The sequence below is a fragment of the Pseudomonas sp. PDM01 genome, from assembly GCF_014852325.1.
GTDB classification, from domain to species: Bacteria; Pseudomonadota; Gammaproteobacteria; order Pseudomonadales; family Pseudomonadaceae; genus Aquipseudomonas; species Aquipseudomonas migulae.
Map to the genome: position 1 here is coordinate 151207 of NZ_JACVBK010000007.1, position 25847 is coordinate 177053.

The following is a 25847-nucleotide window of genomic DNA, read 5'->3' on the forward strand; positions in this document are numbered from 1 at the left end:
GAGATTCTTATGGATAAATTGATTATTACCGGTGGCGCTCGTCTTGATGGCGAGATCCGCATTTCCGGGGCAAAGAACTCTGCCCTGCCGATCCTGGCTGCAACTTTGCTGTGCGATGGCCCGGTTACCGTTGCCAACCTGCCGCACCTGCACGACATCACCACCATGATCGAGCTGTTCGGTCGCATGGGCATCGAGCCGGTGATCGACGAGAAACTCAGCGTCGAAATCGACCCGCGCACCATCAAGACCCTGATCGCTCCGTACGAACTGGTTAAAACCATGCGTGCGTCGATCCTGGTACTGGGCCCGATGGTTGCCCGTTTCGGTGAAGCCGAAGTCGCACTGCCTGGCGGTTGCGCCATCGGTTCGCGTCCGGTGGACCTGCACATCCGTGGTCTTGAAGCCATGGGCGCGGTCATCGACGTCGAAGGCGGCTACATCAAGGCCAAGGCGCCTGAAGGCGGCCTGCGTGGCGCGCACTTCTTCTTCGACACCGTCAGTGTGACCGGTACCGAAAACATCATGATGGCCGCTGCCCTGGCCAAGGGCCGCAGCGTGCTGGCCAACGCCGCGCGCGAGCCTGAAGTGGTCGACCTGGCGAACTTCCTGATCGCCATGGGTGCCAAGATCTCTGGCGCCGGCACCGACACCATCACCATCGATGGCGTCGAGCGTCTGCACACCACCACTTACAAAGTGATGCCGGACCGTATCGAAACCGGTACCTACCTGGTTGCCGCCGCCGTGACCGGCGGTCGTGTGAAGGTCAAGGACACCGATCCGACCATCCTCGAAGCCGTCCTGGAAAAACTCCGTGAGTCGGGTGCCGAAATCAACTGCGGCGAAGACTGGATCGAGCTGAACATGCACGGCAAGCGGCCAAAAGCCGTCAACGTGCGCACCGCTCCATACCCGGCGTTCCCGACTGACATGCAGGCGCAGTTCATCTCGCTCAACGCCATTGCCGAAGGCACCGGTGCCGTGATCGAGACGATCTTCGAAAACCGCTTCATGCACGTTTACGAACTGCACCGCATGGGCGCCAAGATCCAGGTCGAAGGCAACACCGCCATTGTCACCGGTACCGAGAAGCTGAAAGGCGCGCCAGTCATGGCCACCGACCTGCGTGCTTCGGCCAGCCTGGTGATCTCGGCGCTGATCGCTGAAGGCGACACCCTGATCGACCGCATCTACCACATCGACCGTGGTTACGAGTGCATCGAAGAGAAACTGCAGATGCTCGGCGCCAAGATCCGCCGCGTACCGGGCTAGTTTTTTGCTGCATGGGCATAAGGATGTGCCCGTTGAATTCGTTTCAAGTCGAGGGTACTTCACCCACGATGTGTGTCCGGCGCCGTTTGTGATCGGGCACGTACCTTGATAAGGACTGACGTTTCCCATGTTGACCATCGCACTGTCCAAGGGCCGCATCCTTGACGACACCCTGCCGCTTCTGGCTGAAGCGGGCATCGTGCCGACCGAGAATCCGGACAAGAGCCGCAAGCTGATCATCCCCACGACCCAGGAAGATGTACGCCTGCTGATCGTGCGCGCCACCGATGTGCCGACCTATGTCGAGCATGGTGCCGCTGACCTGGGCGTCGCCGGTAAAGATGTGTTGATGGAATATGGCGGCCAGGGCTTGTACGAGCCACTGGACCTGCGCATCGCCCTCTGCAAGCTGATGACCGCTGGCCGTGTCGGCGACGTCGAGCCCAAGGGCCGTTTGCGGGTGGCGACCAAGTTCGTCAACGTTGCCAAGCGTTACTACGCCGAACAGGGTCGTCAGGTCGACATCATCAAGCTGTACGGCTCGATGGAGCTGGCGCCGCTGATCGGTCTGGCGGACAAGATCATCGACGTGGTCGACACCGGCAACACCCTGCGCGCCAATGGCCTGGAACCCCAGGATTTCATTGCCGACATCAGCTCCCGGCTGATCGTCAACAAAGCTTCGATGAAAATGCAGCACGCCCGTATCCAGGCGTTGATCGACACCCTGCGCAAGGCAGTGGAGTCTCGACACCGCGGCTGATTCACCTGCGCGACCTTGAGTCGCGCCCGTCTATCCGCCTCATAGCCAGAATCTCAGGTGCCCAAGCGGAAACGACTGCTAAGTTAGGGCGCCTGAGTTTTTGCCATTCCTATGAGGCTCTCGCTATGACCGCACCGACTGCAATTCGCCGACTCAACGCTGCTGACCCGGATTTCGCACATCATCTGGATCATCTGCTGAGCTGGGAAAGTGTGTCTGACGACTCGGTCAATCAGCGGGTGCTGGACATCATCAAGGCCGTGCGCGAGCGTGGCGATGCGGCGCTGGTGGAATTCACCCAGAAGTTCGACGGCCTGGAAGTCGCCTCGATGGCCGACCTGATCCTGCCACGCGAACGCCTGGAACTGGCGCTGACCCGCATCACCGTGCCGCAGCGTGAAGCGCTGGAAAAAGCCGCAGCCCGTGTGCGCAGCTACCACGAAAAGCAGAAACAGGATTCCTGGAGCTATACCGAGGCCGATGGCACCGTGCTGGGCCAGAAGGTCACGCCGCTGGATCGCGCCGGTCTTTATGTCCCGGGCGGCAAAGCGTCGTACCCGTCGTCCGTACTGATGAATGCGATCCCGGCCAAAGTGGCGGGCGTGACCGAAGTGGTCATGGTAGTGCCGACCCCGCGCGGTGAAATCAACGAGCTGGTATTGGCCGCTGCGTGCATCGCTGGCGTCGATCGTGTGTTCACCATCGGTGGCGCCCAAGCCGTTGCCGCGTTGGCGTACGGCACCGAAAGCGTGCCGAAGGTCGACAAGGTGGTCGGCCCGGGCAATATCTATGTCGCCACCGCCAAGCGTCACGTGTTCGGCCAGGTCGGCATTGACATGATCGCCGGCCCGTCGGAAATCCTCGTTGTGTGCGACGGCCAGACCGATCCGGACTGGATCGCCATGGACCTGTTCTCCCAGGCCGAGCACGACGAAGACGCCCAGGCGATTCTGGTCAGCCCGGACGCCGGGTTCCTCGACAAGGTCGCCGCCAGCATCGCCAAACTGCTGCCGACCATGGAACGCGCCGAGATCATCGAAACCTCGATCAATGGCCGTGGGGCGCTGATCCAGGTTCGCGATATGGAGCAAGCCATCGAAGTGGCCAACCGCATCGCACCGGAGCACCTGGAGTTGTCGGTCGCCGATCCACAAGCGTGGTTGCCGCAGATCCGTCACGCCGGCGCAATCTTCATGGGCCGTCACACCTCCGAAGCCTTGGGCGACTACTGCGCCGGCCCGAACCACGTGCTGCCGACTTCCGGCACCGCACGGTTCTCCTCGCCGCTGGGCGTGTACGACTTCCAGAAACGCTCGTCGATCATCTTCTGCTCCGAGCAGGGTGCGTCGGAACTGGGCAAGACCGCTTCCGTGCTGGCCCGTGGCGAGTCGCTGACCGCCCACGCCCGCAGCGCCGAATACCGCATCATCGACGACAAGCAGGGGAACTGAGATGAGTAAATTCTGGAGCCCGTTCGTCAAGAACCTGGTGCCTTACGTGCCGGGCGAGCAGCCGAAACTGGCGAAACTGGTGAAGCTCAACACCAACGAAAACCCGTACGGCCCATCGCCAAAAGCCCTGGCGGCGATGCAGACCGAGCTCAACGACAACCTGCGTTTGTACCCGGACCCGAACAGCGACCTGTTGAAGAACGCTGTCGCCAAGTACTACGGCGTGCAAAGCAATCAGGTGTTCCTCGGCAACGGTTCCGATGAAGTCCTGGCGCACATTTTTCACGGTTTGCTGCAACACGATCAGCCGGTGCTGTTCCCGGACATCAGCTACAGCTTCTACCCGGTCTACTGCGGGTTGTATGGCATCACGTTCGACGCGGTGCCGCTGGACGAGCAGTTCCAGATCAACCCGGCGGATTACGCCAAGCCGAACGGCGGGATCATCTTCCCGAACCCGAACGCGCCGACCGGTTGCCTGTTGGCGCTGGACGCGGTTGAGCAGATCCTCAAGGCCAGCCCGGATTCGGTGGTCGTGGTGGATGAGGCTTACATCGACTTCGGTGGCGAGACGGCGATCAGTCTGGTGGACCGTTATCCGAATTTGCTGGTGACTCAGACCTTGTCCAAATCCCGTTCCCTGGCCGGCCTGCGGGTCGGTCTGGCGGTGGGGCATCCGGACCTGATCGAGGCGCTGGAGCGGATCAAGAACAGCTTCAACTCTTATCCGCTGGATCGCCTGGCGAACGTCGGTGCAGCCGCCGCATTCGAAGACCGCGAATACTTCGACAAGACCTGTGGGTTGGTGATCGAGAATCGCGAGAAGGTCGTTGCGCAACTGCAAGCCAAGGGCTTTGAAGTGCTGCCGTCAGCGGCGAACTTCATCTTCGCCCGGCATCCGCAGCACGATGCGGCGGGGCTGGCGGCGAAGTTGCGCGAGCAAGGCGTGATCGTCCGGCACTTCAAGCAGGAGCGCATTGCGCAGTTCCTGCGGATTTCGATTGGCACACCTGAACAGAATCAGGCACTGATCGACGGCCTCGGCGACCTCTAAAACATCCACCAATCCTGTGGGAGCGGGCTTGCTCGCGAATACGGTTTTCCATTCAGCAGAGATGTTGGCTGATCAACCGCTTTCGCGAGCAAGCCCGCTCCCACAGGTTTCGCGCTGGCGGTTTACTGCTCTTCTTTCTCTTTGACCGGCGCCGGTGGCGGGCGCAAGCCGATTTCAGCGGTGAGCTTCAGTTCCTTGCCGTTGCGCATCACTTGAACCGTGACTTTGTCGGTCGGTTTGATCCGCGCGACCTGGTTCATCGAGCGACGACCATCACCGGCCGGTTCGCCGTCGATGGTGAGAATCACGTCACCCAATTGCAGGCCGGCCTTCTGCGCAGGGCCGTCACGGAAAATCCCCGCGACCACAATGCCCGGACGTCCCGATAGGCCATACGACTCCGCCAGCTCCTGGCTCAACGGCTGCACTTCGATACCGAGCCAGCCGCGAATCACCTGGCCGTGTTCGATGATCGACTTCATCACTTCCATCGCCAGTTTGACCGGGATCGCGAAACCGATGCCTTGCGAACCGCCGGACTTGGAGAAGATCGCCGTGTTGATCCCGGTCAGGTTGCCATTGGCATCCACCAGCGCACCGCCGGAGTTGCCGGGGTTGATCGCGGCGTCGGTCTGGATGAAATCTTCGTAGTTGTTCAGGCCCAGCTGGTTACGGCCGGTGGCGCTGATGATGCCCATGGTCACGGTCTGGCCGACGCCGAACGGGTTGCCGATGGCGAGGGCGACGTCGCCGATGCGGATGTTGTCGGAGCGGCCGACGGTGATCGACGGCAGGTTTTTCAGATCGATCTTCAGGACCGCGAGGTCGGTTTCCGGGTCGCTGCCGATGACGCGGGCCAGGGTTTCACGCCCGTCCTTCAGCGCGACGACAATCTGGTCGGCGCCGCTGGTCACGTGGTTGTTGGTCAGCAGGTAGCCTTCCGGACTCATGATCACGCCGGAGCCGAGGCTCGATTCCATGCGCTTCTGCTTGGGCGCGTTGTCGCCGAAGAAGCGACGGAACTGCGGGTCTTCGAACAGCGGATGGTTCGGCTTGTTGATGACTTTGGTGGTGTACAGGTTCACCACCGACGGCGCAGCGGTGGTGACTGCGTCGGCATAGGACACCGGCCCCTGTTGCATGGTGGTGGTTTGCGGGGCTTGCTGCAGGTTGACGTCGAGGCTTGGAAGCCCGACCCACTGCGGGTAACGCTGGATGATCAATAGAGCGATAAGCACGCCGGCCAACAGCGGCCAGCCGGAAAAACGCAGCGCCTTGAGCATTAAGCACGTCCTGAGAGGTTGCAGGCGGTTAGAGACCGCCCATAATGTCGCGCATTATACGAGGCCGCGCGCGCCTCTGAACGGGATATTTAGGAGTCTTTTATGGCCGTCGCCCTGAGCACCCTGGTCGAAGAAGCCGACCGTTATCTGAACAGTGCAAAGATTGCCGATTATTGCCCCAACGGGTTACAGGTCGAAGGCCGGCCGCAGGTGATGCGCATCGTCAGTGGCGTCACGGCCAGTCAGGCGTTGCTGGATGCAGCCGTCGAAGCGCAGGCCGATCTGGTGCTGGTGCATCACGGTTACTTCTGGAAGGGCGAGAACCCGTGCATCACCGGCATGAAGCAGCGTCGGTTGAAAACCCTGCTCAAGCACGACATCAGCCTGCTGTCCTATCACTTGCCGCTGGACCTGCACCCGGAAGTCGGTAACAACGTGCAGCTCGCCCGTCAGTTGGACATCACCGTCGAAGGGCCGCTGGACCCGGATAACCTGAAGATTGTCGGTCTGGTCGGCTCGTTGAACGAACCGGTGACGCCGCGTGATTTCGCTCGCCGCGTGCAGGAAGTCATGGGGCGCGAGCCGCTGCTGATTGAAGGCAGCGAGATGATTCGTCGGGTCGGCTGGTGCACTGGTGGCGGTCAGGGGTATATCGATCAGGCGGTCTTGGCGGGCGTCGATCTGTACCTCAGCGGTGAGGCGTCCGAGCAAACCTTCCACAGCGCCCGGGAAAACGACATCAGCTTCATCGCCGCCGGTCACCACGCCACCGAGCGTTATGGTGTGCAGGCGCTGGGGGATTACCTGGCGCGACGGTTTGCGCTGGAGCACATCTTCATCGATTGCCCGAATCCGATCTAATTTCATGTAGGAGCGAGGCTTGCCCGCGAAAAACGATAACGCAGTACATCAGGCACACCGCGTTATCGTTCTTCGCGGGCAAGCCTCGCTCCTACAAGGTCCCTGCGCCCAAACGAGGGGGTATATTCATATACCCTTTCGATCTAGCTCGCGGCCTGATTAGAAGAGGTCGCTGTGCTAGGATTCCCCGCTCGAACACGGCCCGCTGGCCGTCCATAAGATCGTTTTCGTGAGTAGCCATGGTCGACAAACTGACGCATCTGAAACAGCTGGAGGCCGAAAGCATCCACATCATCCGCGAGGTCGCCGCCGAGTTCGATAACCCGGTGATGCTGTACTCCGTCGGTAAAGATTCCGCCGTGATGCTGCACCTTGCGCGCAAGGCATTCTTCCCGGGCAAATTGCCGTTCCCGGTGATGCACGTCGACACCCGGTGGAAGTTCAAGGAAATGTACGAATTCCGCGACCGCATGGTCGAAGAACTCGGCCTGGACCTGCTAGTGCACGTGAACCCCGATGGCGTGGCCCAGGGCATCAACCCGCTGACCCACGGCAGTGCCAAGCACACCGACATCATGAAAACCGAGGGCCTGAAACAGGCGCTCGACAAGTACGGTTTCGACGCCGCTTTCGGTGGCGCTCGCCGCGACGAAGAGAAGTCCCGCGCCAAAGAGCGCGTGTATTCCTTCCGCGACACCAAGCACCGCTGGGACCCGAAAAACCAGCGTCCAGAGCTGTGGAACGTCTACAACGGCAACGTCAACAAGGGCGAATCGATCCGCGTTTTCCCATTGTCGAACTGGACCGAACTGGACATCTGGCAGTACATCTACCTCGAAGGCATCCCGATTGTGCCGCTGTATTTCGCCGCCGAGCGCGACGTCATCGAGATGAATGGCACCTGGATCATGATCGACGACGAACGCCTGCTCAATCACCTGAGCGACGAAGACAAGGCGCGCATCGTCAAGAAGAAAGTCCGTTTCCGTACATTGGGTGACTACCCGCTGACCGGTGCGGTCGAGTCCGAGGCCACCAGCCTGACCGACATCATTCAGGAAATGCTCCTGACGCGAACTTCCGAACGCCAGGGCCGGGTCATCGATCACGATGGCGCAGGCTCGATGGAAGAAAAGAAACGTCAGGGTTATTTCTAAGGGGTTGTCATGTCGCACGCATCTGATTTGATCAGCGAGGACATCCTCGCCTACCTGGGCCAGCACGAACGCAAGGAAATGCTGCGCTTTCTGACCTGTGGCAACGTCGACGACGGCAAGAGCACCCTGATCGGGCGCCTGCTGCACGACTCCAAGATGATCTACGAAGATCACCTGGAAGCCATTACCCGCGACTCGAAAAAAGTCGGCACCACTGGCGAAGACATCGACCTGGCATTGCTGGTCGACGGCCTGCAGGCCGAGCGTGAGCAGGGCATCACCATCGATGTCGCTTACCGCTACTTCTCCACCGCCAAGCGCAAATTCATCATTGCCGACACCCCTGGCCATGAGCAGTACACCCGCAACATGGCCACCGGTGCATCCACCTGTGACCTGGCGATCATCCTGGTCGACGCCCGCTACGGCGTGCAGACCCAGACCCGTCGCCACAGCTTCATCGCCTCGTTGCTGGGCATCAAGCACATCGTGGTCGCCATCAACAAGATGGACCTCAATGGCTTCGACGAAAGCGTGTTCGAGTCGATCAAGGCCGATTACCTGAAGTTCGCCGAAGGCATCGCGTTCAAGCCGACCACCATGGCCTTCGTGCCGATGTCGGCGCTGAAGGGCGACAACGTGGTGAACAAGTCCGAGCGCTCGCCGTGGTACACCGGCCAGTCGCTGATGGAAATTCTCGAAACCGTCGAAATTGCCAGCGACCGCAACTACACCGACCTGCGTTTCCCGGTGCAGTACGTCAACCGTCCGAACCTGAACTTCCGTGGTTTCGCCGGCACCCTGGCCAGCGGCATCGTGCACAAGGGCGATGAAGTCGTTGTGCTGCCGTCGGGCAAGAGCAGCCGCGTGAAATCCATCGTCACCTTCGAAGGTGAGCTGGAGCATGCCGGTCCGGGTCAAGCGGTGACGCTGACCATGGAAGACGAGATCGATATCTCTCGCGGCGACTTGCTGGTGCACGCCGACAACCTGCCGCAAGTGACTGACGCCTTCGACGCCATGCTGGTGTGGATGGCCGAAGAACCGATGCTGCCGGGCAAGAAATACGACATCAAGCGCGCTACGACGTACGTGCCGGGTTCGATCACCAGCATCGTCAACCGCGTTGACGTGAACACCCTGGAAGAAGGTCCTGCCAGCGCGTTGCAGTTGAACGAGATCGGTCGCGTCAAGATCAGCCTCGACGCCGCCATCGCGCTGGACGGTTACGCGAGCAACCGCACCACCGGTTCGTTCATCGTCATCGACCGTTTGACCAACGGCACCGTTGCCGCCGGCATGATCATCGCTCAGCCGTTGGCGCATGGCAGCAGCACGCACCACGGCAAACTGGCGCACGTTGCCACCGAGGAGCGCGCTCAGCGTTTCGGCCAACAGCCGGCTACCGTGTTGTTCAGCGGTTTGTCGGGCGCGGGCAAAAGCACCCTGGCTTACGCCGTTGAACGCAAGTTGTTCGACCTGGGCCGTGCGGTGTTTGTGCTTGATGGCCAGAACCTGCGTCACGACCTGAACAAAGGTCTGCCACAGGATCGCGCCGGGCGTACCGAGAACTGGCGTCGTGCCGCGCACGTTGCGCGTCAGTTCAACGAAGCCGGTCTGCTGACCCTCGCTGCGTTTGTTGCGCCGAGTGCAGAAGGGCGTGAGCAGGCCAAGGACCTGATCGGCAAGGAGCGTCTGCTGACGGTCTACGTCCAGGCCTCGCCGACGGTTTGTGCCGAGCGTGATCCGCAAGGCTTGTACGCGGCGGCCGGGGATAACATTCCGGGTGATTCCTTCCCGTACGACGTGCCGCTGGACGCCGAACTCGTGGTCGACACCCAGTCGCTGTCGCTGGAAGAAAGCGTCAAGCAAGTGCTGGATCTGCTGCGCAAGCATGGCGCGATCTAAGCGTTAGCTGCTAATGAAAAACCCGCCGATGAGTGATCATCGGCGGGTTTTTTTGTGGGTCAACTCGGTCAACTGTGGGAGCTAGCCTGCTAGCGATTGCGGTGATTCAGGCAATAAATCTGCTGAATGTGAACCCGCTATCGCCAGCAGGCTGGCTCCCACAGTAGGTCAGTGTTTGGCGGGATACTCGCGATGCATCTGCGTCAACAACGCATCCTTGTCTAGCCAAAGCTGATTGATCCACCCCTGAAACTGCAACCGATACTCCCCATCCTGGTCGTAGTTCTTGCCAATAAACTGCGGCGGAATCTTCAACTCCTGAAAGTGCACCACAACATCTTCAACGTTCCCGCAGAGCAAATCCCAATACCCCGGACGCCCGCCCGGATAGTGAATCGTCACGTTGACGATCGACTCCAGCTGCTCACCCATGGCGTCCAGCACAAACGCAATGCCACCGGCCTTGGGTTTGAGCAAATACTTGAACGGTGATTTCTGCTGCGCATGCTTGCCTTCGGTGAAGCGCGTGCCTTCGACGAAATTGAAAATCCCCACCGGGTTATCACGAAACTTCGCACAGGTCTTGCGCGTGGTTTCCAGGTCTTTGCCTTTCTTCTCCGGGTGCTTTTCCAGGTAAGCCTTGGAATAGCGCTTCATGAACGGAAAGCCCAGCGTCCACCAGGCCAGGCCAATCACCGGCACCCAGATCAGCTCTTGCTTGAGAAAGAACTTCAGCGGCTGGATACGACGGTTGAGCACGTACTGCAACACCATGATGTCGACCCAGCTCTGGTGGTTGCTGGTGATCAGGTACGAGTGCTGATAGTCCAGCCCTTCAAGGCCGCTGAGGTGCCAGCGGGTGCGGCGGACCAGGTTCATCCAGGCCTTGTTGTTGCTGATCCAGGCTTCATGGGTATGGTTCATCAGCCAGCGCGTGAAACGCTGGGTGAGGGCGAACGGCAACACCTTGAAAATCGCCACGCAGAACAGAAACGAGCAGAGCAGAATCGTATTCAGTGCCAGCAACAACGATGCAATCACGCCGCGTGCGGCGGCAGGCAGGAAATCCAGCATTTAAACATCCAGAGGTCGGTTGGCAGCTTGAATCGCGGTCAACGCGATGGTGTACACGATGTCGTCGACTTGCGCGCCACGCGGCAGGTCGTTCACCGGTTTGCGCAGGCCTTGCAGCATCGGGCCGAGGCTGACGCAGTCGGCGCTGCGCTGCACGGCTTTGTGCGTGGTGTTGCCGGTATTCAGGTCGGGGAACACGAACACCGTGGCGCGACCGGCGACCTGACTGTTCGGCGCCAGTTGCCGGGCAACGGTTTCGTTGGCGGCGGCGTCGTACTGCAACGGACCGTCGATCAGCAGTGAATGTTGTTGCTCGTGGGCGAGCAGCGTCGCCTCGCGGACCTTCTCGACCTCTTCGCCGCTGGCCGATTCACCGCTGGAGTAGCTGATCATCGCCACGCGCGGCGTAATGCCGAACGCTGCTGCCGAGTCCGCACTTTGCAGGGCGATCTCGGCCAGTTCCGTGGCGCTCGGGTGCGGGTTCATCACGCAGTCGCCGTAGACCAGCACCTCTTCGGGAAACAGCATGAAGAACACCGACGACACCAGCGTGCAGCCCGGCGCGGTCTTGATCAACTGCAAGGCCGGGCGGATGGTGTTGGCGGTGGAGTGAATGACACCGGACACCAGGCCGTCGACTTCATCCAGCGCCAGCATCATGGTGCCGATCACCACGGTGTCTTCCAGTTGCTGCTCGGCCATCGGCGCGTTGAGGCTTTTGGTCTTGCGCAACGCAACCATCGGCTCGACGTAACGTTCGCGAATCAGGTCCGGGTCGAGAATCTCCAGGCCTGGCGGCAGTTCGATATCGTGGGCACGCGCCACGGCTTCGACATCCGCCGGTTTCGCCAGCAACACACAGCGGGCAATGCCGCGCGCTTGGCAGATTGCGGCGGCTTGCACGGTCAGTGGCTCACTACCCTCGGGCAGCACGATGCGCTTGTTGGCGGCCTGGGCGCGCTGGATCAATTGATAACGGAACACCGCAGGCGACAGGCGCATCTCCCGTGGCGTGCCGCAACGCTGGTGCAGCCAGTTGGCGTCGAGGTGGCTGGCGACGAAGTCGGTGATGATCTCCGCTCGCTCGCGGTCGTCGATCGGGATTTCCTTGTTCAAACCGTTCAGCTGGTTCGCGGTGTCGTAGGAGCCGGTGCTCACCGACAACACCGGCAAACCGGCCTGCAAGGCGCCACGGCACAGGTCCATGATGCGCGGGTCGGGCAGGGTGTCGCTGGTCAGCAGCAGGCCGGCCAGCGGCACGCCGTTCATGGCGGCGAGGCTGACGGCGAGGATGATGTCGTCGCGATCGCCGGGCGTCACCACCAGCACGCCGGGCTTGAGCAGCTCCACGGTGTTGCGCATGGTGCGCGCACAAATGATGATTTTGGTCATGCGCCGGGTTTCGTAGTCGCCGGCATTGAGGATTTGCGCGCCCATCAGATCGGCCACGTCGCGGGTGCGCGGCGCGTTCAGTTCCGGCTGGTACGGGATGCAACCGAGCAAGCGGAAATCACCGCTGCGCAGCAACGGCGAATGCTCCTTGAGGCGCGAGGCGAAGGCCTCCATGCTCTCGTCGGTCTTGACCTTGTTGAGGATCACGCCGAGGACTTTCGGGTCTTTCGGCCCGCCGAACAATTGCGCCTGCAGCTCCACGCGACCGGAGAGTTCGGTCAGCACTTCGTTTTCCGGTGCCGAAACCAGAATCACGTCGGCATCCAGACTCTTGGCCAAATGCAGATTGACCCGCGCGGCGTAACTGGCGCTGCGGGTCGGGACCATGCCTTCGACGATCAGCACGTCCTTGCCGATGGCCGCTTGCTGATAGAGCGTGATGATTTCTTCGAGCAGCTCATCGAGCTGGCCGTCGCCGAGCATGCGCTCGACGTGCGCCAGGCCCAGCGGTTGCGGCGGCTTCAAACCGTGGGTTCGCGCCACCAGTTCGGTGGAGCGCTCCGGCCCGGTATCACCCGGATGCGGCTGGGCAATCGGTTTGAAAAAGCCGACCTTGAGGCCGGCCCGCTCGAGGGTGCGCACCAGCCCGAGGCTGATGGAGGTCAGACCCACACCAAAATCGGTGGGCGCGATAAAAAAAGTTTGCATGCGGATTCTCTAAGGGAGCATGACAAAGGTGATCATCTATAGCTGACGATCTACCGAAATTCAGTCGCCAAGGTTATCGCTAACCGAGCCTTGTGCGCACCAACCGCATTCAAAGGGCTGGCCTATTTTTTCAATACGTTGCGCCGGGTCCATGACCCAGGCGCGCGATTGCCACGGCGGCTGGTGGCGCAGGTGCTGCGTGTGGCCACAGGACAGCTCGGCCACCCAATGCCCGTCCTCGTCCTGATGAAAACCTGTGACCGTCGAGCCTGGCGCCGCATTCCGTCTGTCCGGGTTGTGTTCGCTTTCGGACGATTGCTTCGCTAAACTTGGCCTTTCTAAATTCTTATGCAAAAGGTCTCGCCCCATGCTGATCGCCGCCAATAAGGCTGTCTCCATCGACTATACCCTGACCAACGACGCTGGTGAGGTCATCGACAGCTCCGCCGGCGGCGCGCCGCTGGTCTACCTGCAAGGCGCAGGTAACATCATTCCGGGCCTGGAAAAGGCTCTGGAAGGCAAAGCAGTCGGCGACGAGCTGACCGTGGCCGTTGAACCTGAAGACGCTTACGGCGAATACGCTGCCGAACTGGTCAGCACCTTGAGCCGCAGCATGTTCGAAGGCGTCGACGAGCTGGAAGTGGGCATGCAGTTCCACGCTTCCGCACCGGACGGCCAAATGCAGATCGTGACCATTCGCGATCTGGACGGCGACGATGTCACTGTCGACGGCAACCACCCGTTGGCCGGTCAGCGCCTGAACTTCCAGGTCAAGATCATCGCCATCCGTGACGCCAGCCAGGAAGAAATCGCTCATGGTCACGTCCATGGCGAAGGTGGCCATCACCACTGATTTTCTGCGCTAAGCTCAGAGAACTGGAGAGGCGCCCGAGGGCGCCTTTTTAGTCCGCGGCTGTCCTTGGTGGCCTCACCAAGAGGCTGTTTCGAGAAGAACACGGGAATCTGGAGTACGTCATGAGTGCTTTTCACGACCTTAATTTGACAGGCCTGGATGGTCAGGAGCTACCTCTGGCGCCCTTCAAGGGGCATGTCGTGCTGGTGGTCAACGTCGCCTCCAAATGTGGCTTGACCCCACAATACGCGGCGCTGGAAAACCTTTACCAGCAATACAAAGGTAAAGGCTTCAGCGTGCTGGGCTTGCCGTGCAACCAGTTTGCCGGACAGGAACCGGGTACCGAGAAAGAGATCCAGGAGTTCTGCAGCCTCAACTATGGCGTGACCTTTCCGTTGTCCAGCAAGCTGGAAGTCAACGGACATGAGCGTCATCAGTTGTACCGCCTGCTGGCGGGCGAGGGTGCTGAATTCCCGGGTGATATCACCTGGAATTTCGAAAAATTCCTGCTCGGCAAGGACGGTCGTGTACTGGCACGGTTCTCACCGCGTACGGCGCCGGATGATCCCACTGTCATTCAGGCAATCGAAAAAGCCCTGAGCTGATTCCCCCTGTAGGAGCGAGGCTTGCCCGCGAAGGCGTCAGGTCAGTCAGTAATGATGTCGACTGACCGACCGCCTTCGCGGGCAAGTCGGAGCGCCGCCCGCTCGCTCCTACGATGCTTTCCACCTTTTATTCCTTAATCACCAAAATCAATAGTGCTATTCAAGGCGTTCCCAACTCCATATTATCGCCGTCATAAAGTCTATTCCCGTGGAGCGTCCCATGCCTGTCAAAGCCCTGTTCAAACCGTTCCACCTCGGCACCCTCGAACTGCCGACCCGTGTCGTCATGGCGCCGATGACCCGCTCGTTTTCGCCGGGTGGCGTACCCAACTCCAAAGTGGTCGAGTACTACCGTCGTCGCGCCGCCGCCGGCGTGGGTTTGATCATCACTGAAGGCACCACCGTCGGCCACAAGGCCTCCAACGGCTACCCGAACGTGCCGCATTTCTACGGTGAAGCCGCGCTGGCCGGCTGGAAGAAAGTCGTCGACGCGGTGCATGCCGAAGGCGGCAAGATCGTTCCGCAGCTTTGGCATGTCGGCAGCGTGCGTCGCATCGGCACCGAGCCTGACGCCAGCGTGCCGGGTTACGGTCCGTCGGAAAAACTGAAGGATGGTCAGGTCGTGGTTCACGGCATGACTAAACAGGATATCCAGGACGTAATCGCCTCGTTCGCTCAAGCTGCCAAAGACGCGCAAAGCATCGGCATGGACGGCGTGGAAATCCACGGCGCCCATGGCTACCTGGTGGACCAGTTCTTCTGGGAAGGAACCAATCAGCGCACCGATGAATACGGTGGCAACCTGGCGAACCGTTCGCGTTTTGCCATCGAACTGATTCAGGCGGTGCGTGCGGCAGTCGGTGAAGGCTTCCCGATCATCTTCCGTTTTTCTCAGTGGAAGCAGCAGGATTACACCGCGCGTCTGGTGCAAACTCCGGAAGCGCTGGGCGAGTTCCTCAAGCCGTTGTCTGACGCCGGCGTGGACATTTTCCACTGCTCGACGCGCCGTTTCTGGGAGCCGGAGTTCGACGGTTCCGAGCTGAACCTGGCAGGCTGGACGCGCAAACTGACCGGCAAGCCGACCATCACCGTGGGCAGCGTCGGTCTGGATGGCGAGTTCCTGCAATTCATGGTCAACACCGACAAGATCGCGCAGCCGGCCAGTCTGGAAAAACTGCTGGAGCGTTTGAACAACGACGAGTTCGATCTGGTGGCGGTGGGGCGTGCGCTGCTGGTGGACCCGGACTGGGCGCAGAAAGTGCGTGACGGTCGAGAGGGAGATATCCTGCCGTTCAGCCGTGAGGCGTTGATGACGCTGGTTTAAGCGGCGACTGGAAAGGCCTCTTCGCGGGCAAGTCGGGTCGCCGCACCGCTCGCTCCTACAGGGTATGTGCCGGAACGCAAGTCCCTGTAGGAGCGAGGCTTGCCCGCGAAGCTTTTAAGGCAACAAAGCCACATCAGGCAAAACCTGTTCCTGCGAACAAGCCCCCCGCAACTGCCCCTCGAATTGCTCGATAATCGCTGCCCAACCCTGCCGACTCGCATGCTGGCGCGCATTGAGCCTTACGCATCGCAAGGTTTCGCGCTTCTCCAACAGCCACACCGCGGCATCGCTGAACGCTTCCTCATCCCCCGGCATCGCCAGCACGCCGTTGTAGCCATGGCGAATATGCTGCGCCGCCGCAGCCTGATCGTAGGCCACCACGCCCAACCCTGACGCGAGTGCCTCAAGCACCACATTGCCGAAGGTTTCGGTCATGCTCGGAAACAAAAACACATCCCCTGACGCATAGTGGCTGGCCAGGGCCTCGCCGCGCTGAGTGCCACAGAAAATCGCTTCGGGCAGTTCCTGTTCCAGAGCCACTCGTTGCGGACCGTCACCGACGATGATCAGCTTTAGGATTCGCTGTGGATAAGTCGCTTTCAACGTGTCGAAACAGCGCTTGAGCAAACCAAGGTTCTTCTCCGGTGCCAGGCGTCCTACGTGGATGACTGCGATGTCCTTCTCGCTCAGGCCCCATTGCTCACGCAACGATTGCAGCCGTTTGGTCGGGTGGAACAACTGACTGTCGACCCCGCGGGACAGCAATGCCAGCCGCTCGAAATGCCGGCGCTCCAGCTCCATTCGCTGGCTGACACTCGGCACCAGCGTCAGGGTCGAGCGATTGTGAAACCAGCGCAGGTAGTGGGTCAGCAGGCGCGTGAGCAATCCGAGCCCGTACTGATTGGAGTACTGCTGGAAGTTGGTGTGAAAACCGCTGACCACCGAAATCCCCAGGCGCCGTGCCGCGCGCAACGCGGACAAGCCCAGCGGTCCTTCCGTGGCGATGTACAGCACGTCCGGGCGCTGGCGCTTCCAGCGTCGCAGCAGCTTGTGCATCGACGACTGGCCCCATTGCAAACCCGGATACCCCGGCAGCGGCCAGCCCCGGCACAGCAGCAATTCATCGTCGCTGCCCAGCTGCTGATCGCAACCCTGGCGTGGCCGCACCAGTTCAACCTGATGCCCGCGCGCGCGCAAACCGTCGCACAAGCGGCCAAGGGTATTGGCCACGCCGTTGATTTCGGGAGGGAAGGTTTCGGTGATCAGGGTGATATGCAGAGCTGTCGTCATGACCTCAGTGTCGGCTGAGGCCATGTCGTCGTTGTGGCGTTTTGATGATGGATTTGTGACCGCGCGAGCATTGAATGTCATTTGGCCGGGCGACTGAGGATGGGCGTGGGCTAGCGTCGCGTCCACAAAACGTTAACTCGTTCGAGCGTTTGCTGAGGCAAAAAACCATGAAAAGGGTGACGCTTCCCCCCATTGCAGATTAATATGACAGCCTTAAAAATTGTGTAGTGATATTGCTGTGCGTCTAAGTGCTCGTTCTACTTCACAATTACATTTCTCAATGAAGATTCACCGTCGCCAGGGAACAGTGCGTTGAAAAAAGTCGCGATACTTCAATCCAACTACATCCCTTGGAAAGGGTATTTTGACATGATCGCATCAGTGGATGAGTTCATTCTCTATGATGACATGCAATATACTCGGCGTGATTGGCGAAATCGTAATCAGATTAAAACCCCGCAAGGTGTGCAATGGTTGACCGTGCCAGTTTTAGTGAAAGGAAAATATCATCAGAAGATCAGGGAAACTGAGATAGATGGTGTTGACTGGGCCGCTTCACATTGGAAGTCTCTGGTTCAAAATTACAGTCGCGCTCCGCACTTCAATGAAATTGCAAAATGGCTTGAGCCGCTTTATCTGAATGAAAGTTATACTCATATTTCAGAGCTTAATCAGCGATTTATTCAGGCTATTTGCGATTACCTGGAAATCAAGACAGTTATTAGTCGTTCATCGGATTATGAGTTGGTCGACGGTAAGACGGAACGCCTTGCCAATCTTTGTGCACAGGCTGGGGGGAGCGAGTACGTCTCCGGGCCATCTGCCAAGGACTACGTTGATGAAGCTGTATTTGAAGCGATGAATATAAAGTTAACCTGGTTCGATTACTCAGGTTATCCGGAGTATTCGCAGTTATGGGGCGAGTTTACCCATGGCGTCACGGTCCTTGACCTGCTTTTTAATTGTGGAAAAGACGCTCATCGCCAAATGAGGCATGTTGCTCCATGAAGCTCTCAATCGTAGCCACTCTTTATCAGTCAGCCTCTTACATAGAGGAGTTTCATTCGCGCGTGAGTGCTGTCGCGATGACGCTTGCAGGGGATGATTATGAGATCCTGCTGGTGAATGATGGATCTCCCGATAACAGTCTTGATATCGCCATCTCGCTCACTGAACGAGACCATCATGTCGTACTTATCGATCTCTCCCGTAATTTCGGCCATCATAAGGCCATGATGACGGGGCTCTCCCACGCAAAAGGCGAAAAAATATTCCTGATTGACAGCGATCTGGAAGAAGAGCCGGAGTGCTTGCTCAGCTTTGACCAGCAAATCAATCAGACCGCCTGTGATGTTGTTTACGGAGTGCAGGAGCAGCGCAAAGGCGGCTGGTTTGAGCGATGGAGCGGCCGGTGGTTCTATCGTTTCTTTCAAGCCCTGACTGGACTCGCCCTGCCAGAGAATATTGTCACTGCAAGATTAATGACTCGTCGCTACGTGGACGCTTTACTGCGCCATAAGGAACGAGAGGTATTTATTGCCGGTCTTTGGCATATTACCGGGTTTGAACAGCAGCCGCAGACGGTCAAAAAGAGCAATACCAGTCAGACGACTTATACACTCAGAAGAAAAATGTCTATATTGGTGAATTCGGTAACATCGTTCAGCAATGCGCCATTGATTGGTATTTTTTATATAGGTGTGTCTATTTCGTTTTTCGCACTACTTTATATTCTATATTTGACAGCGCACTGGATGTTTCTCGCAAAGCCAATGAGCGGCTGGACGTCGGTCATGGCCTCTATCTGGCTACTTGGCGGCATGATAATTTCGTTTATCGGTGTCGTGGGGATCTATCTTTCCAAGATATTTTCCGAGTCAAAACAGCGCCCCTACACTATCGTGAGGCAGATTTATGCACAGCGACAAAACTGAGCTCCTTGATGAAGTAGCGAGCTATTACTCGAGCAAGCTTGCGCTGCATGGCGAGACACCGAATGGGGTGGACTGGAATGGTGAACAGGGCCAGGCGCTGCGTTTCGAGCAACTCTGCAAAGTAATCGATGGCCCGCAGGACTGTACTGTCAATGATCTGGGATGTGGCTACGGTGCGCTGGTTGACTACTTAAATAACAAGCCTCAGAAATTTTCATATCTTGGTATAGATGTTTCAAAAGAGATGATTCAGGCCGCCGAACAGCGTTACGCAAAACTGTCCGGTGTTCGATTCATTGCCGGGTCCGAGCCCGACTCTGTCGCTGACTATGGCGTTGCCAGTGGTATTTTTAATGTTCGCCTGGGTCGTTCAGACGACGAGTGGCTGAGCTATCTTGAAAAAACACTGGATGTTCTGGATCGAACAAGTCGTCTGGGGTTCTCTTTTAATTGCCTCACCTCCTACTCTGACGAAGATAAGAAGCGAGATGATCTGTACTACGCCGATCCTTGCCTGTTATTTGATATATGCAAGCGGCGTTACTCTCGTCATGTAGCCCTTCTGCACGATTATGGGTTGTACGAATTCACTATTCTTGTAAGGAAAATGTGATGAAAAAAAAATTAGTGATTTTCGGCTCTGGCGATATTGCGCAGCTGGCCCACTTTTATTTTAGTACAGACTCCGCTTATGAGATTGTTGCTTTCACTGTGGACGGTAGTTATATCGAGGCGCCTACTTTCTGTGGTCTACCAGTCGTTGCATTCGAAGACGTAGCCGAGCACTATCCAACGCACAGTCACGAGCTGTTTATTGCCCTGAGCTACTCGAAGCTCAATGCAGTGCGCAAAGAAAAATATCTTGCAGCCAAGGCGCTCGGCTACACGCTTGCCAGTTACATAAGCAGTCATGCCACGGTGCTCAATGAAGGCCGGATTGGCGACAATTGTTTTATTCTTGAAGACAATACCATTCAGCCATTCGTTAATATTGGCAATAATATTACGTTGTGGAGCGGTAACCATATTGGTCACCACTCTACGATTCAGGATCATACGTTTATCGCATCCCATGTAGTTATTTCTGGTGGTGTGCATATCGGCGAGCAGTGTTTTATCGGGGTCAATGCGACTCTTCGTGATCATATAACGGTCGAGGACAAGTGCGTCGTTGGTGCAGGTGCACTGCTGTTAGCAAACGCTGAACAGGAGGGTGTCTTTATCGGCACGGCGACTGAGCGCTCTAAAGTTCCCAGCAGCAAGCTGAGAAAACTATGAAGTCGACATGGAAAAAGCTCGGGCAATTATTTTTTGTCGAGGGTGATGCGCGTCATCCCAAGTTATTATCTCATGCCGCCAACCCGTTACCGGTACATCTGCACGATGATGTCTTTCGGGTATTTTTCAGTGGTCGGGATTCTGATAACCGCTCCTCCGTTGGGGCTGTGGATATCGATATTGAAAAACGAAAAGTCATCAAAGAACACCCTTCACCTTTCATGGAACACGGACCGAAAGGGAGTTTTTACGCTGATGGTATAAGCATTGGTAACTGCTACACGGTGGATGGCGTGCAATACATGCTTTTCATGGGTTGGCAGGCGCCAATTGATCAGCATTGGAGGGGGGATGTCGGCAGGTTAGTTGTCAATGCGGATACTACGCTGACGCTTGATAGCAAAAATCCGTTCATGAGCGCTGATAAAGACGATCCTATAAGCCTTTCTTACCCGTGGGTGCGTGAAGACGGAAACGGCGGGTATGACATGTGGTATGGATCGACCCGTACTTGGGATTCGGGTAACGGAGAAATGATTCATGTGATCAACTCGGCGCATTCCCTTGATGGCGAAAACTGGAAGCGTAACGGCTTGGCAATCCCCTTCGAACTTGGAGTCGCTCAAGCGTTTTCGCGCCCAACCGTCGCAAAAAACCATCTGGGTGGATTGGAGATGTGGTTCTCCTATCGCAGCGGAGCCGGGGAAACCTATCGTATCGGCTACGCAACCACTGACGAAGGCAAGCAATGGCGATTGGCGCTGGAGGAAGCCGCTATCGATGTTTCATCGGAAGGCTGGGATAGCGAGATGATCGAATACCCGTTTGTGTTTGATCATAAGGGAAGTCGGTACATGCTTTATAACGGTAATGGCTATGGTAAAACCGGCTTCGGCCTGGCTGTGCTGGAGAGAGGCTGATGGCTCGTATATTCGATTATGTGTATATATTTGCAACCATCCTGCTGACCGTCTATGGGCAACTTATTCTTAAATGGCGAATCTCTCACTACGGTGCATTCCCCGCTGACACAACTCAAAAAATTAAATTTCTTTTTTTGCTGTTTTTGGATCCGGCGATTGTTTCAGGGTTCGCCGCGGGATTTTTAGCATCGTTAGCCTGGATGGCGGCGATGACCAAGTTTGATCTTAGTCACGCCTATCCATTTATGAGCTTGAACTTCGTTGTCGTTTTGCTTTTAAGTGGTTGGATTCTAAGTGAGCCAATGACACTCCAGAAATCAATGGGCGTTGGCCTGATTATTCTGGGCACAGTTATTGCCGCGCGTGGATAACAACGAAAAGCAAGTACCTAACGAAGTTTGGCGGTGAGGTTTTCTACTCCACGCTCTCGCACCCAGAATAATGTCGCGCCGGCCACTGCCGCCGGCATCATCAGGATATTGACCACCGGAATCAGCAGCACCAGGTAAACACTCCCGCCGAAGCTCATGCTCTGCCAGCGCTTCTCACGCAGCCAGGCGAGCATCTCGTTCCAGCCCAGCTTGTGGTTGTCCGCCGGGTAGTCGATGTACTGGATCGCCATCATCCATACGCCGAACAGTAGCCACAGCGGTGCGGCGATGATGTTCACCACCGGGATGAACGAGAGGATGAACAGCCCGATCGCCCGCGGCAGGAAGTAGCCGAGTTTGCGCATTTCCCGGGCGAGGGTGCGCGGGATCATGGCGATCAGTTCACCCCAGCTGAAAGCCGGGAAGTCGTCGGTGCCGCGCACCACCACTTCGACTTTCTCCGCGAGAAAACCGTTGAACGGCGCAGCGATGACGTTGGCGAGCATGGTGAAGGTGAAGAACACCATCAACACCACCAGCACCACGAAAATCGGCCAGAGGATGTAGCTGAGAAAACTCAGCCAGTCGGGCAGAGACGGCATCAGCGTATCGACCCACAGACTGAATTGATGGCCGGCCAGATAGATCAATCCGACGAACAGCACCAGATTGATTGCCAGCGGCAGCAACACGAATAAACGCAGGCTGGGGCTGAGGACCAGCTTGAGGCCTTCGCGCAGGTATTGCGGGCCGGACAGAACAGGGGCGGGCATATCGAGCTCCGAGCAGAAGGGAAACGCGCCGACCTTACCGGCTTTGCCTTACGGGCGAAAGCGCGGTCGCAGCATCGACATCAACAGTAACAAAGGCGTCTATATATTGGCCGTGACGGGATAGAGACCGCCTATGAGCTGGATTGTTAAACCGTATTTCCTTAATCTTCGCCCCCTCGATACGCTGCACCCAATCTTTTTACAGGACTGTCGAGTTCAAGCCTTCCCCAAGTGCTTTCAACGGTCCTTTTTTATTCCCGCCGGCAACCCGGCGTTCCGCGCCAGGTATTCCGGGCCGGTCAACAGGAGCAGGTCATGTCTGAAGTCCGTCATTCGCGAGTGATTATTCTCGGTTCCGGCCCTGCCGGTTACAGCGCCGCGGTCTATGCCGCCCGTGCCAACCTCAAGCCACTGCTGATCACCGGCATGCAAGCCGGCGGTCAACTGACCACCACCACCGAAGTCGACAACTGGCCGGGCGATGTCCACGGTCTGACCGGCCCGGCGTTGATGGAGCGGATGCGTGAGCACGCCGAGCGCTTTGAAACCGAGATCGTTTTCGATCACATCAATGCCGTGGACTTCGCCGCCAAGCCTTACACCCTGACCGGCGACAGCGCGACTTACACTTGCGACGCCCTGATCATCGCCACCGGCGCCAGCGCTCGTTACCTGGGCCTGCCATCGGAAGAAGCGTTCATGGGCAAAGGCGTTTCGGCCTGCGCGACGTGCGACGGTTTCTTCTACCGCAACAAGCCAGTGGCCGTGGTCGGTGGCGGTAACACCGCTGTCGAAGAAGCCTTGTACCTGGCCAACATCGCCAGCACCGTGACCCTGATCCACCGTCGCGAAACCTTCCGCGCCGAGAAGATCCTGATCGACAAGCTCAATGCTCGCGTTGCCGAAGGCAAGATCATCCTGAAGTTGAACTCGAACCTGGACGAAGTCCTGGGCGACAACATGGGCGTGACCGGTGCTCGCCTGAAGAACAACGACGGCAGCTTCGACGAGCTGAAAGTCGACGGCGTGTTCATCGCCATCGGCCACACCCCGAACACCTCGCTGTTCGAAGGCCAGCTGACATTGAAAGACGGTTACCTGGTGGTGCACGGCGGCCGTGAAGGCAATGCGACCGCGACCAACGTTGAAGGCATCTTCGCCGCCGGTGACGTGGCTGACCACGTTTACCGTCAAGCGATCACCTCGGCCGGCGCCGGCTGCATGGCGGCACTGGACACCGAGCGTTACCTCGACGGTCTGCAGAACGCTTCGTTCTGATTCTGTTGAAATGAAAAAAAACCGGCTTCGGCCGGTTTTTTTGTGCCGCTCATTTTGCTTGTCCTGTAGGAGCCGGCTTGCTGGCGATGCAGGCGGCGCGGTGCTCCTGTCATACCGAGTCGACTGGATCGCCAGCAAGCCGGCTCCTACAGGGATCAGGTCAGCTTTTTCAGGCACGCTTCCAGGATGTCGAGGCCTTTTTCCAGCACCGCCGCCTCCGTGGTCAACGGCGCCAGCAGCCGGATGATGTGCCGCGACTTGCCGCTAGGCATCAGCAGCAACCCCGCTTCACGGGCCAGGGCCAACAGTTGTGTCAGCTGCGCCGGGGCGGGTGTGCCGTCGGCGTTGGCCAGTTCGATGCCGCGCATGGCACCGACACCGGTCAGGCGTCCGAGATAAGGGGAAACCTTGTTGGCTCGCCAGGCTTCGTAGCGGCTGACTATTGCTTCTTCCTGCTGCGAACCCCAGGCGTGCAGGTTGGCGTCGGTCATTTCATCCAGCGTCGCCAACGCAGCGGCGCAGGCGATCGGATTGCCCGAATAAGTGCCGCCCAGTCCGCCCTTGGGCAAGGTGTCGAGCAGCGACTTGCGCCCGACTACCGCCCCCAGCGGCACGCCGCCGGCAATGCTTTTGGCCAGCAGGATCAGGTCCGGCTCGATGCCCAGTCGCGAGAACGCAAACCGCTGGCCGGTGCGGCCGAAGCCGGACTGGATTTCATCGGCGATCAGCAGGATGTTCTTTTCATCACAGAACTTGCGCAAGGCCTGAGCGAACTCGACATCCATCGCCAGGAAACCGGCTTCACCCTGCACAGGCTCGACGATAAAACACGCCACGTCGTCGACTTCGATCTCGACGCTGAACAGCCGATCCATCGCCTTCAACGCTTCGGCGCAGGTCACGCCGTTGTCCTTGCTCGGGTAGGGCAAGTGGAACACCGGACCAGGCAACACGCCGACCTTCTGTTTGTAGGGCGCGACTTTGCCATTGAGGTTGAGAGTGGCGAGGGTGCGCCCGTGGAAGGCGCCGTCGAAAGCGATGACGGCCGTGCGACCGGTCGCACCCCGGACGATCTTCAGGGCGTTTTCCGCTGCTTCCGCGCCGCTGTTGGTGAGCATGCCGCTGACCGGGTAATCCACCGGGATGAACGCGGCCAGACGCTCCATGAGTTCGAGGTAAGGCACGTGCGGGGCGGCGTTGAACGCGTAGTGCGTCAACCGGGTGGCTTGTTCGCGAATGGCCTCGACGATGCGCGGGTGGCAATGGCCGAGGTTCAACACGCCGATGCCGCCGACAAAGTCGATGTAGCGTTTGCCCTCGGTGTCCCAGACCTCGGCATTTTTGCCGTGGCTGAGCGTGACAGGGTGCACGATGTTGATCGACCGGCTGATGGTTTCGCTGCTCATGGATGACCGACTCTGAAGAAGGGAGGCTCTTCTTTTATCTAAGCCGCGAGCAGTGGTGCCGGGCAAACGAAATAAAGTTGCCGGGTCAATCTTAAAAGTCGGGATGTGGTTTGAGCGTTGTGCAAAATCATTCAAAACAACGCAAAACCTGTAGGAGCATGGCTTGCCAGCGAAGGCGTCCTCAAGGGCGATGCAAGCCTCAAGGGGCCCATCGCCGGCAAGCCGGCTCCTACAGTGGGAGGTGTTGCTCAGAAATCAGCGGCGGGTCAGGGGTTGCTGGGTGAACTTCACACCGGCCAGGCCATGGGCAATCAACGCGCGGATGTTGCCGTGATCGCTGCCTTCGGGGGTGGCCACGACGGAGCGGTAATGCTCGCCGAATGCCAACAGCGCTTCTTCATCGCTCAACCCTTCCAGCAGCGCCAGACCCAGGGTCTTGCACGAACCTTCGTTTTGCCCGGCGGCGTTTTCCACGCCACCGTTGTTGAACGCCTGTGGCTGGTAGTCATAACCGGCGGCGATGAAGGCCAGGGTGTCGGCAAAAACGTGTTCGCCGCTCTTGAGGCTGGCGCGCAGGGTGTTCAAATCACTCATTGGGTTTTCCTTTGGCGAACGCTGCTTGTTGCTCGGCGCTGGCTTCTTGCTGATATTGGGCTTTCCACTCGGCGTACGGCATGCCGTAGACGACTTCACGGGCGTCGTCGAGGCTGACCTCGATCTGACGTTCGTCAGCCGCGGCCTTGTACCATTTGGACAGGCAGTTGCGGCAGAAACCCGAGAGGTTCATCAGGTCGATGTTCTGCACATCCTTGCGGCTGTCCAGGTGCGCGACCAGCCGGCGGAAGGCGGCGGCTTCAAGTTCGAGGCGTTGTTGGTCAGTCATGAT

At 58.4% G+C, this 25847-nt stretch carries 26 protein-coding genes; 17 read left to right on the forward strand and 9 right to left on the reverse strand.

The genetic code is table 11. From position 1 onward, the window contains the following. The first annotated feature begins 9 nt into the window (after positions 1–9). The 4 genes from murA to hisC all read left to right on the forward strand — a co-directional run bounded on the left by murA (position 10) and on the right by hisC (position 4543). Positions 10–1275 (forward strand): UDP-N-acetylglucosamine 1-carboxyvinyltransferase, encoded by a 1266-nt coding sequence (murA, locus tag IB246_RS18870; RefSeq protein ID WP_008026938.1) that lies wholly within the window; start codon positions 10–12, stop codon positions 1273–1275. A gap of 127 nt (positions 1276–1402) precedes the next feature. After that, positions 1403–2038: an ATP phosphoribosyltransferase gene (hisG, locus tag IB246_RS18875; RefSeq protein ID WP_008026940.1), complete on the forward strand. Its 636-nt coding sequence runs from the start codon at positions 1403–1405 to the stop codon at positions 2036–2038. Between the two features lie 125 nt (positions 2039–2163). Then, a complete protein-coding gene (gene hisD, locus IB246_RS18880; RefSeq protein WP_008026941.1) occupies positions 2164–3489 on the forward strand; it encodes a histidinol dehydrogenase in 1326 nt (441 codons plus the stop codon). 1 nt (position 3490) lies between these two features. Beyond that, positions 3491–4543: a histidinol-phosphate transaminase gene (gene hisC, locus IB246_RS18885; protein ID WP_008037367.1), complete on the forward strand. Its 1053-nt coding sequence runs from the start codon at positions 3491–3493 to the stop codon at positions 4541–4543. 122 nt (positions 4544–4665) lie between these two features. Here hisC and algW read toward each other — a convergent pair whose 3' ends face one another. Beyond that, on the reverse strand, positions 4666–5826 hold the full coding sequence (algW, locus tag IB246_RS18890; protein ID WP_008026944.1) for a Do family serine endopeptidase AlgW: 1161 nt from the start codon (positions 5824–5826) through the stop codon (positions 4666–4668). Positions 5827–5928: 102 nt separating this feature from the next. Between algW and IB246_RS18895 the strand changes: the two genes are divergently transcribed. From IB246_RS18895 to cysN, 3 genes are all read left to right on the forward strand, one after another. Next, complete coding sequence (locus IB246_RS18895) at positions 5929–6687, forward strand: Nif3-like dinuclear metal center hexameric protein (RefSeq protein ID WP_008037366.1); 759 nt, start codon at positions 5929–5931, stop codon at positions 6685–6687. Between the two features lie 239 nt (positions 6688–6926). Then, positions 6927–7844: a sulfate adenylyltransferase subunit CysD gene (cysD, locus tag IB246_RS18900; protein WP_008026947.1), complete on the forward strand. Its 918-nt coding sequence runs from the start codon at positions 6927–6929 to the stop codon at positions 7842–7844. 9 nt (positions 7845–7853) lie between these two features. Continuing rightward, a complete protein-coding gene (gene cysN / locus IB246_RS18905) occupies positions 7854–9752 on the forward strand; it encodes a sulfate adenylyltransferase subunit CysN (RefSeq protein WP_008037365.1) in 1899 nt (632 codons plus the stop codon). A gap of 168 nt (positions 9753–9920) precedes the next feature. Here cysN and IB246_RS18910 read toward each other — a convergent pair whose 3' ends face one another. The 3 genes from IB246_RS18910 to IB246_RS18920 are packed head-to-tail and all read right to left on the reverse strand — an operon-like array spanning position 9921 to position 13325. Beyond that, entirely contained in the window at positions 9921–10826 is a 906-nt protein-coding gene (locus IB246_RS18910) for an acyltransferase (protein WP_008037361.1), read from the reverse strand. Then, complete coding sequence (gene pta, locus IB246_RS18915; protein WP_008026952.1) at positions 10827–12926, reverse strand: phosphate acetyltransferase; 2100 nt, start codon at positions 12924–12926, stop codon at positions 10827–10829. A 60-nt stretch (positions 12927–12986) separates the two neighbouring features. Continuing rightward, positions 12987–13325 (reverse strand): DUF3565 domain-containing protein, encoded by a 339-nt coding sequence (locus tag IB246_RS18920; protein WP_081500182.1) that lies wholly within the window; start codon positions 13323–13325, stop codon positions 12987–12989. Here IB246_RS18920 and IB246_RS18925 point away from each other — a divergent pair. From IB246_RS18925 to IB246_RS18935, 3 genes are all read left to right on the forward strand, one after another. Beyond that, positions 13294–13779 carry an FKBP-type peptidyl-prolyl cis-trans isomerase gene (locus IB246_RS18925; RefSeq protein ID WP_008026954.1) on the forward strand — a complete coding sequence of 162 codons (486 nt, stop codon included), beginning with the start codon at positions 13294–13296 and terminating at the stop codon, positions 13777–13779. The two genes, IB246_RS18920 and IB246_RS18925, sit on opposite strands and share 32 nt — an antisense overlap. Before the next feature lie 122 nt (positions 13780–13901). After that, entirely contained in the window at positions 13902–14384 is a 483-nt protein-coding gene (locus tag IB246_RS18930; RefSeq protein WP_008037360.1) for a glutathione peroxidase, read from the forward strand. Positions 14385–14604: 220 nt separating this feature from the next. Beyond that, positions 14605–15708 (forward strand): NADH:flavin oxidoreductase, encoded by a 1104-nt coding sequence (locus IB246_RS18935; protein ID WP_008037359.1) that lies wholly within the window; start codon positions 14605–14607, stop codon positions 15706–15708. A 114-nt stretch (positions 15709–15822) separates the two neighbouring features. On the opposite strand, the gene IB246_RS18940 is transcribed toward IB246_RS18935, so the two are convergent. Then, positions 15823–17022, reverse strand: coding sequence for a glycosyltransferase family 4 protein (locus IB246_RS18940; protein ID WP_008037358.1), 1200 nt, complete (start codon positions 17020–17022; stop codon positions 15823–15825). 288 nt (positions 17023–17310) lie between these two features. On the opposite strand from IB246_RS18940, the gene IB246_RS18945 reads away from it, so the two are divergent. The 6 genes from IB246_RS18945 to IB246_RS18970 are packed head-to-tail and all read left to right on the forward strand — an operon-like array spanning position 17311 to position 21504. After that, positions 17311–18006 carry a WbqC family protein gene (locus IB246_RS18945; RefSeq protein WP_032832353.1) on the forward strand — a complete coding sequence of 232 codons (696 nt, stop codon included), beginning with the start codon at positions 17311–17313 and terminating at the stop codon, positions 18004–18006. After that, complete coding sequence (locus tag IB246_RS18950; protein WP_008037356.1) at positions 18003–18932, forward strand: glycosyltransferase family 2 protein; 930 nt, start codon at positions 18003–18005, stop codon at positions 18930–18932. The genes IB246_RS18945 and IB246_RS18950 overlap by 4 nt, the downstream gene beginning before the upstream one ends. Beyond that, positions 18913–19545 carry a class I SAM-dependent methyltransferase gene (locus IB246_RS18955; protein ID WP_008037355.1) on the forward strand — a complete coding sequence of 211 codons (633 nt, stop codon included), beginning with the start codon at positions 18913–18915 and terminating at the stop codon, positions 19543–19545. Before IB246_RS18950 ends, IB246_RS18955 begins: the two co-directional genes overlap by 20 nt. Continuing rightward, a complete protein-coding gene (locus IB246_RS18960; protein WP_008037353.1) occupies positions 19545–20210 on the forward strand; it encodes an acetyltransferase in 666 nt (221 codons plus the stop codon). The genes IB246_RS18955 and IB246_RS18960 overlap by 1 nt, the downstream gene beginning before the upstream one ends. Next, the gene (locus IB246_RS18965) at positions 20207–21130 is read left to right on the forward strand and encodes a hypothetical protein (protein ID WP_008037351.1); all 924 of its coding nucleotides are present in this window, start codon (positions 20207–20209) and stop codon (positions 21128–21130) included. The genes IB246_RS18960 and IB246_RS18965 overlap by 4 nt, the downstream gene beginning before the upstream one ends. Further along, positions 21130–21504 (forward strand): EamA family transporter, encoded by a 375-nt coding sequence (locus IB246_RS18970; RefSeq protein WP_008037350.1) that lies wholly within the window; start codon positions 21130–21132, stop codon positions 21502–21504. Before IB246_RS18965 ends, IB246_RS18970 begins: the two co-directional genes overlap by 1 nt. 17 nt (positions 21505–21521) lie before the next feature. Here IB246_RS18970 and cysZ read toward each other — a convergent pair whose 3' ends face one another. Beyond that, the gene (gene cysZ, locus IB246_RS18975; RefSeq protein ID WP_192230120.1) at positions 21522–22277 is read right to left on the reverse strand and encodes a sulfate transporter CysZ; all 756 of its coding nucleotides are present in this window, start codon (positions 22275–22277) and stop codon (positions 21522–21524) included. A gap of 315 nt (positions 22278–22592) precedes the next feature. Here cysZ and trxB point away from each other — a divergent pair, with 315 nt between their 5' ends. Continuing rightward, the gene (trxB, locus tag IB246_RS18980) at positions 22593–23555 is read left to right on the forward strand and encodes a thioredoxin-disulfide reductase (protein ID WP_008026963.1); all 963 of its coding nucleotides are present in this window, start codon (positions 22593–22595) and stop codon (positions 23553–23555) included. 155 nt (positions 23556–23710) lie between these two features. Here the strand turns inward: trxB and IB246_RS18985 are convergent, their stop codons facing one another. From IB246_RS18985 to IB246_RS18995, 3 genes are all read right to left on the reverse strand, one after another. Next, positions 23711–24961 carry an aspartate aminotransferase family protein gene (locus IB246_RS18985; RefSeq protein WP_008037348.1) on the reverse strand — a complete coding sequence of 417 codons (1251 nt, stop codon included), beginning with the start codon at positions 24959–24961 and terminating at the stop codon, positions 23711–23713. 255 nt (positions 24962–25216) lie between these two features. Then, on the reverse strand, positions 25217–25555 hold the full coding sequence (locus IB246_RS18990; protein ID WP_008037347.1) for a HopJ type III effector protein: 339 nt from the start codon (positions 25553–25555) through the stop codon (positions 25217–25219). After that, positions 25548–25844, reverse strand: a complete 297-nt coding sequence (locus IB246_RS18995; protein ID WP_008026968.1) for a DUF1244 domain-containing protein — start codon at positions 25842–25844, stop codon at positions 25548–25550. The genes IB246_RS18990 and IB246_RS18995 overlap by 8 nt, the downstream gene beginning before the upstream one ends. Positions 25845–25847 lie beyond the last annotated feature (3 nt).